The 12851-nt window shown below is 55.9% G+C and carries 13 protein-coding genes; 9 read left to right on the top strand and 4 right to left on the bottom strand.

Features of this window, described 5'->3' with window-relative positions; translation table 11 throughout:
* The first annotated feature begins 22 nt into the window (after positions 1 to 22).
* The gene (locus V6L79_RS06555; protein ID WP_261740881.1) at positions 23 to 190 is read left to right on the top strand and encodes a DUF2474 domain-containing protein; all 168 of its coding nucleotides are present in this window, start codon (positions 23 to 25) and stop codon (positions 188 to 190) included.
* 138 nt (positions 191 to 328) lie between these two features.
* Here the strand turns inward: V6L79_RS06555 and V6L79_RS06560 are convergent, their stop codons facing one another.
* Together V6L79_RS06560 and V6L79_RS06565 are read right to left on the bottom strand one after the other, a co-directional pair.
* Positions 329 to 1453, bottom strand: a complete 1125-nt coding sequence (locus V6L79_RS06560) for a class I SAM-dependent methyltransferase (RefSeq protein WP_338579967.1) — start codon at positions 1451 to 1453, stop codon at positions 329 to 331.
* Positions 1454 to 1605: 152 nt separating this feature from the next.
* Positions 1606 to 2319: a LuxR family transcriptional regulator gene (locus V6L79_RS06565; RefSeq protein WP_261740883.1), complete on the bottom strand. Its 714-nt coding sequence runs from the start codon at positions 2317 to 2319 to the stop codon at positions 1606 to 1608.
* Positions 2320 to 2694: 375 nt separating this feature from the next.
* Here V6L79_RS06565 and V6L79_RS06570 point away from each other — a divergent pair, with 375 nt between their 5' ends.
* Positions 2695 to 3471 (top strand): ferredoxin--NADP reductase, encoded by a 777-nt coding sequence (locus tag V6L79_RS06570; protein ID WP_338579968.1) that lies wholly within the window; start codon positions 2695 to 2697, stop codon positions 3469 to 3471.
* Between the two features lie 70 nt (positions 3472 to 3541).
* Here the strand turns inward: V6L79_RS06570 and mscL are convergent, their stop codons facing one another.
* A complete protein-coding gene (mscL, locus tag V6L79_RS06575) occupies positions 3542 to 3955 on the bottom strand; it encodes a large-conductance mechanosensitive channel protein MscL (RefSeq protein ID WP_048359302.1) in 414 nt (137 codons plus the stop codon).
* A gap of 278 nt (positions 3956 to 4233) precedes the next feature.
* Here mscL and katB point away from each other — a divergent pair, with 278 nt between their 5' ends.
* From katB to V6L79_RS06610, 7 genes are all read left to right on the top strand, one after another.
* On the top strand, positions 4234 to 5775 hold the full coding sequence (gene katB, locus V6L79_RS06580) for a catalase KatB (protein ID WP_338579969.1): 1542 nt from the start codon (positions 4234 to 4236) through the stop codon (positions 5773 to 5775).
* 182 nt (positions 5776 to 5957) lie between these two features.
* Positions 5958 to 6455: an ankyrin repeat domain-containing protein gene (locus V6L79_RS06585; protein WP_405046643.1), complete on the top strand. Its 498-nt coding sequence runs from the start codon at positions 5958 to 5960 to the stop codon at positions 6453 to 6455.
* Positions 6456 to 6500: 45 nt separating this feature from the next.
* Positions 6501 to 7868 (top strand): DNA repair protein RadA, encoded by a 1368-nt coding sequence (radA, locus tag V6L79_RS06590; protein WP_261740887.1) that lies wholly within the window; start codon positions 6501 to 6503, stop codon positions 7866 to 7868.
* Between the two features lie 214 nt (positions 7869 to 8082).
* Entirely contained in the window at positions 8083 to 10149 is a 2067-nt protein-coding gene (locus tag V6L79_RS06595) for a carbon starvation CstA family protein (protein ID WP_261740888.1), read from the top strand.
* Between the two features lie 15 nt (positions 10150 to 10164).
* Positions 10165 to 10362: a YbdD/YjiX family protein gene (locus V6L79_RS06600; RefSeq protein ID WP_003443968.1), complete on the top strand. Its 198-nt coding sequence runs from the start codon at positions 10165 to 10167 to the stop codon at positions 10360 to 10362.
* Between the two features lie 150 nt (positions 10363 to 10512).
* Positions 10513 to 11505, top strand: coding sequence for a GTPase (yjiA, locus tag V6L79_RS06605; protein ID WP_338579971.1), 993 nt, complete (start codon positions 10513 to 10515; stop codon positions 11503 to 11505).
* Positions 11506 to 11806: 301 nt separating this feature from the next.
* Positions 11807 to 12076 carry a short-chain dehydrogenase gene (locus V6L79_RS06610; RefSeq protein ID WP_321835803.1) on the top strand — a complete coding sequence of 90 codons (270 nt, stop codon included), beginning with the start codon at positions 11807 to 11809 and terminating at the stop codon, positions 12074 to 12076.
* A 124-nt stretch (positions 12077 to 12200) separates the two neighbouring features.
* On the opposite strand, the gene V6L79_RS06615 is transcribed toward V6L79_RS06610, so the two are convergent.
* Positions 12201 to 12755, bottom strand: coding sequence for a hypothetical protein (locus tag V6L79_RS06615; RefSeq protein ID WP_338579972.1), 555 nt, complete (start codon positions 12753 to 12755; stop codon positions 12201 to 12203).
* Between the last annotated feature and the right edge of the window lie 96 nt (positions 12756 to 12851).

The following is a 12851-nucleotide window of genomic DNA, read 5'->3' on the forward strand; positions in this document are numbered from 1 at the left end:
TTCCCCAAGAGGAGGCCTGAACATGGCTGGCAAGGATTATCTACACGACGTCCAAGAGTGCGAGAAAAAGCCTCTGTGGCAACGCGTTGGCTGGCTGCTGGTGATCTGGACCGGCAGTGTGGCGACCCTGGCAGTATTTGCCTGGTTGATCCGTCTGTTCATGACCGCGGCGGGCATGAAGAGCCACTGATTTTGAACGCTTGATGATTTCACCTGTGGGAGCTGGCTTGCCAGCGATGGTATCGCCTCGGTATTGCAGCTAAACCGAGTTGTATGCATCGCAGGCAAGCCAGCTCCCACAGTTATAGGTGTGGCCACAAAATCATGCTTACTTGCGCGCCTTGAGGATCACAAACTTGGGCGTGGCGGCGACTTGCTCGACACCGCGAAACAATTTGGCCAGTTTGCTGTGGTAGCCCAAGTGGCGGTTGCCGACGATATACAGCGCGCCTCCCACCACCAGCGCTTCGCGCGCCTGCTGAAACATGCGCCAGGCTAAAAAGTCGCCCACCACTTGTTGCTGGTGAAACGGCGGATTGCACAGCACCACGTCCAGTGAGTCCGGTGCTTGGCTCGCCAAACCGTCATCTGCGCGCACAATTACCTCGCGATCGCCCAGCGCCGCCTGCCAGTTCTCACGGGCGGACTGCACCGCCATAAAGGATTCATCAACCAGTGTGTACTGCGCCTGCGGGTTATTCAGGGCGCTGGCAATGGCCAGTACGCCATTACCACATCCCAGATCGGCAACCCGTGCCGTGCCCAGGTTTTTCGGCAGGTGCGGCAGGAATGCTCGAGTGCCGATGTCCAGGTCTTCACGGCAAAACACGTTGGCGTGATTGAGCAGCTCGATGGCTGGCTTATCCAACTGGTAACGCGAAGGGTACGGTGAAGTAAAGGGGCCCAGAGCCTGAGGTGTGGCAATCAGCAGTCGGGCTTTTTTTACTGCCAGTGAGGCTTGTACCGGGCCGATGTAACGCTCCAGCAGATCGCCTGCAGCTCGCGGCAAGTGCTTGATCATTGCGGCAGCGATCACCTGTGCTCCGGGCGCCAATTGGCCTTGCAGGCGGATCAGTTGCTCTTCGAGCAGCGCCAGGGTTTTGGGAACACGCACCAGCACGCAATCGAAAGGGCCGACCAAAGCCTCGCTGGCAGGAATGATCGCGACCGCATCGTAAGCATGACCGTTGCGCACCAGGTTCTTTTCCAATGCTTGCATGGCGAGAAACGAGTCGCTGCTGCTGGTCACATGCATCGAGCCGACCAGGCTGACCGCCAAGGCCCCAAAGCTGTCGTTAAGCACCAGAACCCGACTGTTCGCGGGCAGCGCCTGTTCGGCCAAGTGATTAAGCAAATACTCATCCGCTGCATCAAAGGCCTGTAAAGGCTCGCTTTGCTGTTCAGGTTGGCGGATCAGGCGAAGTTGGGCGAAGGGGCTTTCTAGCACAGGCATTTATACAAACTCTGAGGAATCGACAGCTGCGGCCTGCCCCTGAGAGGGGCTTGGCTGGCAGTGGAGTCCGTGGGTTTTACAGGTAGACGCGATTTTACTTTTTTTTGCCGCAGATTGCCTGATGCGTTTATCGGTTACCGGGCTGGGTTCTCTTACAACAAGCCTGACTTGGCAGCGATGGCGACTGCTGAGGTTTTATTGTTGGCCCCCAGCTTTTTAATGGAACTGGCGATATGGAAGTTCACCGTGCGCGTGCTCAGGCTCAGAATGGTGCCAATGTCGGAGGCGATTTTGCCATTGGCTGTCCACCTCATGATTTCAATCTCCCGGTCGGTCAAGCGGATGACGTGGATCTCCAACTGATGGTGAAGGTGGCAGCGTTCGAGCATGGCACTGTGCAACTGGTTGCACAGCCACAATACATTGGCGGCCTTGTCCATAAACTCGCCCTCCGACAGCGGCGGATTTCTTCGGCCAAGGCTCAATATGCTCACCACGCCATTGGGGTCGTGCACCGATTGCGACCATCCGTACGCCAGCCCGCAGGTTTGTGTGGCCTTCCATAGGTCAGGGTTTTCACGAAAAACCTCGGAGCTCCAAATAATCGGCGCGATCGATAGCTGGCAATGCACCACGAGTGGGTTTCGTTGTGAAAGATGGCCAGTTTCATAACGCTCAACATAATCATTTGGATAGTTTGTTATTACTTTACTGTTCGCCGTGATATTGCCAAGCCGAGGAATCATGCGAAAGAAAAAATAATCGAAGCCGTACTCTTCTATCTGTTTGAGTGCATAGGTACGCAGCTCTGCTTCGCTTCTGTAAGCCAGGGACTGTGTTTTATTTATTATCTGATGGGCAGTCATAAGGCGCTCCGGCGCTCCGGCGGCCTGCAAGCTAGTAAAGATTGTAGGAAATGTCCTATCAAATGATTTTAGGTGCTACTTCAGATAATGCTATGTAATAAGTGCGTAAAGTTTTTTGGTTAGGAGGCTTGGTGTTTATACATGTGGAGGATAATTTAATCACGCTGTTTAATTATGCTATTTCGAATGTATATCTATCGCCCGAGTTTGGTTTAAATGAGTTGTTTTAAGAAAAACTTCTCATTTGCTGTCATGCATATAGCACTGAATATAATGTTTGTGGCGCGACTGCCTGTCGCAAAGCCATCACAAACCACCGGTGTTTCTCCGGGCTCCTTTGCGCGACACTAGGGCCATTCGCCAATGGAGTGCCCCATGACTGCCAGCGCAGAGAAATTCACCCAGCAGACGCTTCTCGATGTCACCCCGCTGACCCCCAGCCTGTTTGCATTACGTACTACTCGCGATCCCGGCTTTCGCTTTCACGCAGGTCAATTCGCCAGGCTTGGTGTGACCAAGGCCGATGGCAGCACGGTATGGCGCGCCTATTCCATGGTTTCTTCGCCGCATGACGAGTTCCTGGAGTTTTTCTCTATTGTGGTTCCGGGCGGTGAGTTCACCAGCGAACTCAGTCGTTTGGGCGTCGGTGACACATTGCTGGTGGAGCGCCAGGCGTTTGGTTTTCTGACCCTGGATCGTTTTGTCGACGGCCGTGATCTGTGGCTACTGGCGACAGGGACTGGCATTGCGCCGTTTTTGTCGATCCTGCAGGATTTTGAAGTGTGGGAGAAATTCGAGCGCATTGTGTTGGTTTACAGCGCCCGGGAAGCTCGCGAACTGGCTTACCAGGATTTGATCGCGGGGCTATGCTCGCGTGAGTACCTTGCCGAATACGGGCACAAATTTGTCTATATTCCGATTGTCACCCGTGAGCACGTACCCGGTACGTTGAATGGGCGCATTACCACGTTGATTGAAAATGCTGAGCTTGAACGGGCGGCGGGCATTGAACTGAGCAGCGAACATTCACGGGTGATGCTATGTGGCAACCCGCAAATGATTGATGACACCCGAAAGTTGCTGAAAGAGAGAAATATGCAACTGAGCCTGAGTCGCAGACCTGGGCAAGTAGCGGTCGAGAACTACTGGTAGTGGGCTTTATATTGCGTGTGGCATAAATAAACAATGGCGCCTTATGGGCGCCATTGTTTGTTGTGAACCCTTATGGCCGGTTGTTTTGCACTTTGAGCAAGTCGCGAATTTCGCCCAGCAGTTCTTCTTCTTTGGAAGGCAATGGCGGGGCGCTAGGAGCGACCGCTTCTTCGCGCTTCAGGCGGTTGATTGCCTTCACACCCATAAAGATGGCGAATGCGACGATGATAAAATCGATCACGCTCTGGATGAACTTGCCATATGCCACGACCACTGCTGGCGCATCGCCAACTGCGGCTTTCAGCGTAATGGCAAGGTCACTGAAGTCCACACCGCCAATCAACAACCCCAGCGGTGGCATGACTACGTCACCCACAAAGGATGAAACGATTTTGCCAAATGCCGCGCCGATGATGATACCGACGGCCATATCGACCACGTTCCCTTTGACCGCGAAGGCCTTGAACTCACTTATCACGCCCATAGGTTATTCCTTGTTACAGATGAGGTTGGTAGGTGCAGTGTAAATCAGCCTGCAGGATCATGCCCGCGCAGTTGAATACTCGCAGGCGCTGTAATCGACCAGCGCCAACGCCATAAGTTTTCAACAGGCTCGCAACTGGCGCGGATACGCCATTGATTGGGTTAAAGCCAGACCTTTTTCTCAATCGCCGGCTTGCGACCTTTCTATTTAGAATTTGCCCCGTAGGTCTCTAGCCTTTGGTCAGTGCTATGCACATCCAATAACCAGAGGACTTACGCATGACCATCCACTTTGGCTTCGGGACGCTTTCACAGCGCCGCCTGTTATGTGTTTTAAGCGCCAGTTTGCTTTCGGTTTCGGTTCACGCGGCAACCCTGACCCGTGATAACGGTGCAGCTGTCGGTGATAACCAGAACTCTCAAACCGCAGGGGCCAATGGCCCGGTACTACTGCAAGACGTGCAGTTGCTGCAGAAACTTCAGCGTTTTGACCGTGAACGTATCCCGGAGCGTGTAGTGCATGCGCGCGGTACAGGCGCACACGGTACGTTTACTGTCACCAATGACCTGAGTGACCTGACCAAGGCCCGGGTGTTTGCCGCTGGCGAAACCACGCCGGTATTTGTGCGCTTCTCGGCCGTGGTGCATGGCAACCACTCGCCAGAAACCCTGCGCGATCCGCGCGGCTTTGCCACCAAGTTCTATACCGCTGACGGCAACTGGGACCTGGTTGGCAACAACTTCCCTACCTTCTTTATCCGTGACGCGATCAAGTTCCCGGACATGGTTCACGCCTTCAAGCCAGACCCGCGTACCAACCTTGACGACGACTCGCGCCGTTTCGACTTCTTCTCCCACGTCCCGGAAGCCACCCGTACCTTGACCGAGCTGTACTCCAACGCGGGTACACCGGCCAGCTACCGCGAAATGGACGGTAACGGTGTTCACGCCTACAAACTGATCAGCGCCAAAGGCGACGTGCGTTATGTGAAGTTCCACTGGAAGAGCCTGCAGGGGCTGAGCAACCTTGACCCGAAACAAGTCACACAGGTTCAGGGCCAGGACTACAGCCACATGACCAACGACCTGGTCACTCATATCAACAAGGGTGATTTCCCCAAGTGGGATTTGTACGTGCAGGTGCTCAAGCCTGAAGACTTGAAGTCATTCGACTTTGACCCGTTGGATGCGACCAAGATCTGGCCGAACGTGCCTGAGCGCAAAGTCGGGCAAATGGTCCTGAACCGCAACCCGGCCAATGTGTTCCAGGAAACCGAGCAGGTCGCCATGGCCCCGGCCAACCTGGTGCCTGGTATCGAGCCATCTGAAGACCGTTTGCTGCAAGGTCGGGTGTTCTCGTATGCCGACACCCAGATGTACCGTTTGGGCGCCAACGCCATGCAGTTGCCGATCAACGCTCCACGTGTAGCGGTGAATAATGGCAATCAGGACGGTGCAATGAACCTGGGTCACAGCACTTCGGGTGTGAACTACCAGCCGAGCCGCTTGATGCCGCGTGAAGAGCCGCAAGCTGCGCGCTATAGCGAAATGCCGCTGTCGGGCACCACCCAGCAGGCGAAAATTCAGCGTGAGCAAAACTTCAAACAGGCGGGCGATCTTTACCGCTCCTTCAGCAAGAAAGAGCGTCAGGACCTGATTGAGAGCTTTGGTGGTTCGTTGGCAACAACCGATGACGAAAGCAAACACATCATCCTGTCGTTCCTTTACAAGGCTGATCCCGAGTACGGCACCGGCGTGACCAAGGTCGCCAAGGGCGATCTGAGTCGGGTCAAGGCACTGGCTGCCAAATTGGTGGATTAACCGAAAACTGTGCTTTTGTGGGAGCGGGCTTGCTCGCGATGACATCACTGCAGTCTGCCCGCCAGACCGCAGCGCCTGCATCGCGAGCACGTCGAGTCGTCGCACCGCCGCTCCCACAGGGTGCAGTGGCATTCAGGGGAACTGTAATCATGCGTATTTTTATATCTGTTGCCTTGCTGCTGATGAGTGCAATGGCGCTGGCCGATGAGTCCAATGTTGGGGGCCAGCTTCAGGGCTACTATTTCGACGCCGCACGGCGCGGGGATGTGGCGATACTCGATACCTTTATCGAGTCCGGTTACGCCCTCGATACTCAAGACAGCAAAGGCTACACCGCGCTGATTCTCGCGGCCTATAACGGCCAGTCAGAGGCGGTTGAACATTTGCTCAAGGCAGGTGCCAATGCCTGTGTGCAAGACAAGCGTGGCAACACCGCCCTGATGGGCGCTATTTTCAAAGGCGAACTCAAGATCGCCCATCGCTTGATGGCGACCGCCTGCAATCCCGATCAGCGCAATGGCGCGGGGCAGACTGCCGCGATGTACGCGGGCCTGTTTAAACGGGTCGAGCTGCTCAACGACTTGTCACGTAAAGGCGCCGACCTGAATGCCGAAGATGCACTGGGCAACAGTGCCGCTCGGCTGGCCAATGGCGAAATCCGCATGCCGGTTGCGCGCTGATCAAGGCTCAGTGGGCTATCATCGCGGTTTTTCCGTGGAGTTCAGATGGCCAAGCCCAAGCGCATTTACGGCTGCACCGAGTGCGGCGCAACCTTTCCCAAGTGGGCCGGGCAGTGCGGCGAGTGCGGCGTCTGGAACACCCTGGTGGAAACCATTGTTGAAAGCGGGGCTGCCGCACCACCCAGCGGCCGCACCGGCTGGACCGGGCAACAAGCCCAGATCAAAACCCTGGCCGAAGTCAGCATTGCCGAAATTCCGCGCTTTTCCACCGCCTCCGGCGAACTGGATCGAGTGCTCGGTGGCGGTCTGGTAGATGGCTCGGTGGTATTGATCGGCGGTGATCCCGGTATCGGCAAATCCACCATTCTCCTGCAAACCTTGTGTCAGATGGCGACGCGCATGCCCGCGTTGTATGTCACCGGCGAAGAGTCCCAGCAGCAAGTGGCCATGCGCGCCCGGCGTTTAGGGTTGCCGCAGGACCAGCTCAAAGTGATGACTGAAACCTGTATCGAAAACATCATCGCCACCGCCAAGGTCGAGAAGCCCAAGGTCATGGTAATCGACTCGATCCAGACCATCTTCACCGAACAGCTGCAATCAGCACCGGGTGGCGTGTCGCAAGTGCGCGAGAGTGCGGCGTTGCTGGTGCGCTATGCCAAGTCCAGCGGTACGGCGATTTTCCTGGTGGGCCACGTGACCAAAGAAGGCGCGTTGGCCGGGCCGCGAGTGCTGGAGCACATGGTCGATACCGTGTTGTATTTCGAGGGTGAGTCTGACGGTCGCTTGCGTTTGCTGCGGGCAGTGAAAAACCGTTTTGGCGCGGTCAATGAGTTGGGTGTGTTCGGCATGACCGACAAGGGCCTGAAAGAAGTCTCCAACCCATCGGCGATTTTCCTTACCCGCGCGCAGGAAGAAGTCCCGGGCAGTGTGGTTATGGCTACCTGGGAAGGCACCCGCCCGATGCTGGTTGAAGTGCAGGCGCTGGTTGACGACAGCCACATGTCCAACCCGCGCCGGGTGACCCTGGGCCTGGATCAGAACCGTCTGGCTATGTTGCTTGCGGTCTTGCATCGCCACGGCGGTATTCCCACCCATGATCAGGATGTATTCCTTAACGTGGTGGGCGGGGTCAAGGTGCTGGAAACCGCCTCCGACCTGGCACTGATGGCCGCCGTGATGTCCAGCCTGCGCAATCGTCCACTGCCTCACGACCTGCTGGTGTTTGGTGAAGTCGGTCTGTCGGGCGAAGTGCGGCCGGTGCCCAGCGGTCAGGAGCGGCTTAAGGAAGCGGCCAAGCACGGCTTCAAACGCGCCATCGTGCCCAAGGGCAACGCCCCCAAAGAGTCCCCGCCGGGCCTGAAAGTGATTGGCGTGACCCGTCTGGAACAGGCGCTGGATGCGTTGTTCGAGTAGGGTTCAAATTGGTAAAAAAACCTGCAAGGGGTGATCGCAGTGTCTGCTCAACTGGCCGGGGCAGACAGCGGCGTTGCATGGACAAAATGTGCAGCGCCGCCCAGCACAAATCCGCAAAAGAAGGCTCTAGATCAATGTCAGGGGCTGGTCTTTAGGGCCAAGAGCGCTAAACTCCGGAAGCAGTCTTTCTTGTCCAACTGGCCGGAATTTAAAAATGAATAATAAAAATAGCCTGCTACGCCACATTCCGTGGCTGGTGCTGGCAATAGTAGGAGCCTGCGCCCTTGGCGTAGTGGCATTGCGTCGAGGGGAGGCGATCAACGCCTTGTGGATCGTAGTGGCAGCGGTTGCCATCTATCTGGTTGCTTATCGCTATTACAGTTTGTTTATCGCTACCAAGGTAATGCAGCTCGACTCTGGTCGCGCGACGCCTGCGGTGCTCAACAATGATGGTCTGGACTATGTGCCGACCAACAAACACATTCTTTTTGGTCACCACTTTGCTGCGATCGCTGGCGCTGGCCCCTTGGTCGGTCCCGTATTGGCCGCACAAATGGGCTACCTGCCGGGCACGCTTTGGCTGATCGCCGGTGTCGTACTGGCAGGCGCGGTGCAGGACTTTATGGTCCTGTTCATGTCCACTCGCCGCAACGGTCGCTCCTTGGGCGACATGGTGCGCGAGGAAATGGGCAAGGTGCCTGGCACCATCGCGCTGTTTGGCTGCTTCCTGATCATGATCATCATCCTCGCGGTGCTGGCGCTGATCGTGGTCAAGGCCTTGGCCGAGAGCCCGTGGGGCATGTTCACGGTGATGGCGACCATCCCGATCGCGATGTTCATGGGCATTTACATGCGCTACATCCGCCCGGGCCGCATCGGTGAAATCTCGGTTGTCGGTGTACTGCTGTTGCTCGGTTCGATCTGGCTGGGGGGCCAAATTGCGGCCAGCCCGGAGTGGGCTCCGGTGTTTACCTTCACCGGTACGCAAATCACCTGGATGCTGATCGGTTATGGTTTTGTCGCGGCGGTATTGCCGGTGTGGCTGGTTCTGGCTCCGCGTGACTACCTGTCGACGTTCCTTAAAATCGGCACCATCGTGGCCTTGGCAATCGGCATTCTGGTTACCATGCCCGAGCTGAAAATGCCCGCGCTGACCCAGTTCACCGATGGCACTGGCCCAGTCTGGAAAGGCGGCCTGTTCCCGTTCCTGTTCATCACCATTGCCTGCGGCGCGGTATCGGGTTTCCACGCGCTGATTGCCTCGGGTACGACACCCAAGCTGCTGGATAACGAAAGCAACGCTCGTTACATCGGTTATGGCGCGATGTTGATGGAATCCTTCGTGGCCATTATGGCGATGGTTGCTGCTTCGGTGATCGAGCCGGGTGTGTACTTCGCCATGAACAGCCCGGCGGCTATCGTCGGCGGTGACGTGGTGACTGTGGCCCAGACCGTTAGCAGCTGGGGTTTTGCAATTACTCCGGATGCGCTGACCGCGCTGGCCAAGGACATCGGTGAAACCACTGTGTTGGCCCGTGCTGGCGGTGCACCGACACTGGCTGTAGGTATCGCTCAGATCCTGCACAACGTGTTGCCGGGCGAAAACACCATGGCGTTCTGGTATCACTTCGCTATTTTGTTTGAAGCACTGTTCATTCTGACTGCGGTTGACGCCGGTACACGTGCCGGTCGCTTTATGCTGCAAGACCTGCTCGGCAGCTTTGTCCCGGCACTCAAGCGCACCGAGTCCTGGGGCGCCAACCTGCTGGCAACCGGCCTGTGTGTGGCGATGTGGGGCTACCTGCTGTATCAGGGCGTGATCGATCCATTGGGCGGCATCAACACCCTGTGGCCGCTGTTCGGTATCTCTAACCAGATGCTGGCGGGTATCGCGCTGATGCTGGCAACCGTTGTGCTGATCAAAATGAAGCGCCAGCGCTACATTTGGGTAACCATGCTGCCAGCGATCTGGCTGCTGATCTGCACCACCGTCGCGGGCTTTATCAAATTGTTCGACGCCAACCCGGCGGTTGGTTTCCTGGCCTTGGCCAAGAAATACAGCACTGCACTGGACGCAGGCCAAGTGATTGCCCCGGCGAAAAACATCGACCAGATGCAACACGTGATCATCAACGCCTACACCAACGCCGGTTTGACCGTGCTGTTTCTGTTCGTGGTGTTCAGTATTCTGTTCTTTGCGATCAAAGTGGGTATAGCTGCATGGGGCAGCAAAGAACGTACGGATAAAGAGTCGCCGTACCAAGCCATGCCGGATGCTTAACAGAGGGTTGCAACCATGTTCAATGACCTGAGTCGCCTCGGTAAATACCTCGGTCAGGCCGCACGCCTGATGGTCGGCATGCCCGACTACGACAACTACGTCGAGCATATGCAAACCAAACACCCGGACAAGCCGGTCATGACCTACGAAGCGTTCTTTCGCGAACGCCAGGAGGCTCGTTACGGCGGCAAGGGCGGGCCCAAGTGCTGTTAACCCGCCAAGGGTGAGCTGTATTTAATTAATGTGGGAGCGAGCCTGCTCGCGAGAAGGGCGCTGCGGTGTATTAGTTACACCGCGTTGCTTGAATCGCGTGCAGGCTCGCTCCCATATTTGTTTTTGGCTGTATTTTTCAGGAGACTCTGCATGTCCTCTCCCATCCCCGTCACCATCCTCAGCGGTTTTTTGGGGGCCGGTAAAACCACGTTGTTGCGCTACCTGCTCAAGGCCGAGCACGGCCTGAAAATCGCCGTGATCGAGAACGAATTCAGCGATGCCGGGATCGATACCCAGTTGCTGGGCGACGAGCCGGTGCAAGTGATGACCTTGGCCAATGGCTGCGTGTGCTGCACCATCCACACCGACCTGACCAAAGCGCTGTATCTGCTGCTTGAACGCCTGGACAGCGGTGAAATCGCCTTCGACCGACTGGTGATCGAATGCACCGGCCTGGCCGATCCGGCGCCGGTGGCGCAAACCTTCTTTATTGACGAAGAACTGCGCGAGCGTTACCTGCTGGACGGCATCATCACCCTGGTGGACGCCGCCCACGCCGATGTACACCTGAGCCAGACCATTGCCCAAGCGCAAATAGGCTTTGCTGACCGCCTGCTGGTAAGCAAGCGCGACCTGGTGGATGACGCCACCTTTGCTGCCCTGAGTGAGCGCCTGACCCGCATCAACCGTCGAGCGCCGATTCGCGTGGTCGAGCACGGCAAGATTGATCTGGCCGAGTTGCTGGATGTGCGCGGGTTTAACCTGAACGCAGACCTGGGCGGTGGCCTGAGCTTGCGCCCGGTGCAGCCTGCGGCGTCCATCGACCGTATCTCCAGTGTGGTGTTGCGCACCGATAAACCGCTGGATATCGACAGCCTTAGCGCATTTATGAACGAACTGCTGGAAGATCACGGCACGCAGTTGCTGCGCTACAAGGGCGTGCTGAGCATTGCTGGCGAAGATCGCCGGTTGGTGTTTCAGGGTGTGCTCAAGTTGTATGGCTTTGATTGGGACACCGAGTGGGCCGAAGGTGAAGCGCGTGAAAGCGTGATGGTGTTTATTGCCGATGACTTGCCTGAGGCAAAGATTCGCGAGGGGTTTGCGCAGCTAGGGGCTTTTGATTTTCTCGCCTCACGGAAATAGCAGATTTTTCGCACAGCTTTGCCAATTGCTGCGCCACGAGCTCGATGCCTATAGTCAGCGATCGCCCTAAAGGCGACCGGGTTTGGCGACCTGGAAACACTTCAATGCAATGCCTTATTGCTATCTATGGGCGAGCGTGTATTTTGCTCGCTGTGCTTTATGGCAGCTATGCGTGGGAGATCTTCGGATCTGCCGGGTTTTGCTTGAGGTTACCGGTTCGCCAACCCGCGTATAGCGGCCACCTGTTTTCGTTTGGCGACGAGAATCAATGGCCCAAACCTTAAGCATGGGAGCACCCTTTATGACTGATTCTCCGTACATACCGCTAACTGCCATCGACTGCACAATCCCCGCATTATTGATCGACCGCAACGCCCCACTGGATGTGTTGCATGCCAACGCCGTTGCTCGCGTTCAGGCCGTCACCCAGATGATGGAAACCTTTTCCAGCCGCGATCTGTTGCAGGCAGACTCCGTTGATATCAAGCATCTGGCCATCACTGCGGCACTATTGCTTCGTGACGGCTGTGACCTGTTGAATGTATTGGGCTGGCGTTTGCAGCCTAAGTAAACATGTCACGGACTACATTTTGTGGGAGCGAGCCTGCTCGCGATTCAGGCAATGCGGTCTTTCAGATAAACCAGGTCGAAACCATCGCTGGCAGGCCAGCTCCCACAGAAGAATAAGTTGATAATTAATAAGGCACGTTTCTTTCGAGAATAGTTAACAGAAATACCATTTTGTTTCTTTCGTCTGTCTCGGCTAAATAGTGGTAAGGGGAACCTTTAACTTTCTTTATGCCGATAGACCTGTTGTTGTGGGTCTTTAACGTAATGAGTGTATGACGTTCAAGCAAAGTGTCCCCCGTAACGGTGGCGTTTTGTTGACTAAGTAGTGTGAAGGCAAGAGGGTCTTTTAATGTCGGACTTCTCGCATAGATATTGTCTAAATGATTTTTAGCCAGCCGGTGGTGATCATACTTCTCAGTGTGTTTAATATGTATTTCATAGCCCTTGGCAGTATGGCGGAAGTAAAGCTTGAGTGGCGCCTTGACCCCGCCGTTGGCATGCGGCTGTATGCCGATGGCGCCCGAGTCGTCGCGGGTCTGCGGTCGGCCGGAGAAGACGCCGCCACTGCCCAGCAAGTCTGTGACCATTACCGGCTGGCCGTAAAGTGTGCCCAGTAGATCAAGGTTGTAGTTCGGTACTTGTAAGGTGGCGATAAAGGATTTTTGAGTGTCGTTAGTCATGGTCTGAACTCTGCAATGGATGAAAAGCATAAAGTTCAGACTAGGTTGTTATTGTGCAGGTGCGCTGCGCTATATGTTTCAAAATAACCGACGCCA

The sequence above is a fragment of the Pseudomonas sp. ML2-2023-6 genome (assembly GCF_037055265.1).
Classification (GTDB): domain Bacteria; phylum Pseudomonadota; class Gammaproteobacteria; order Pseudomonadales; family Pseudomonadaceae; genus Aquipseudomonas; species Aquipseudomonas kulmbachensis.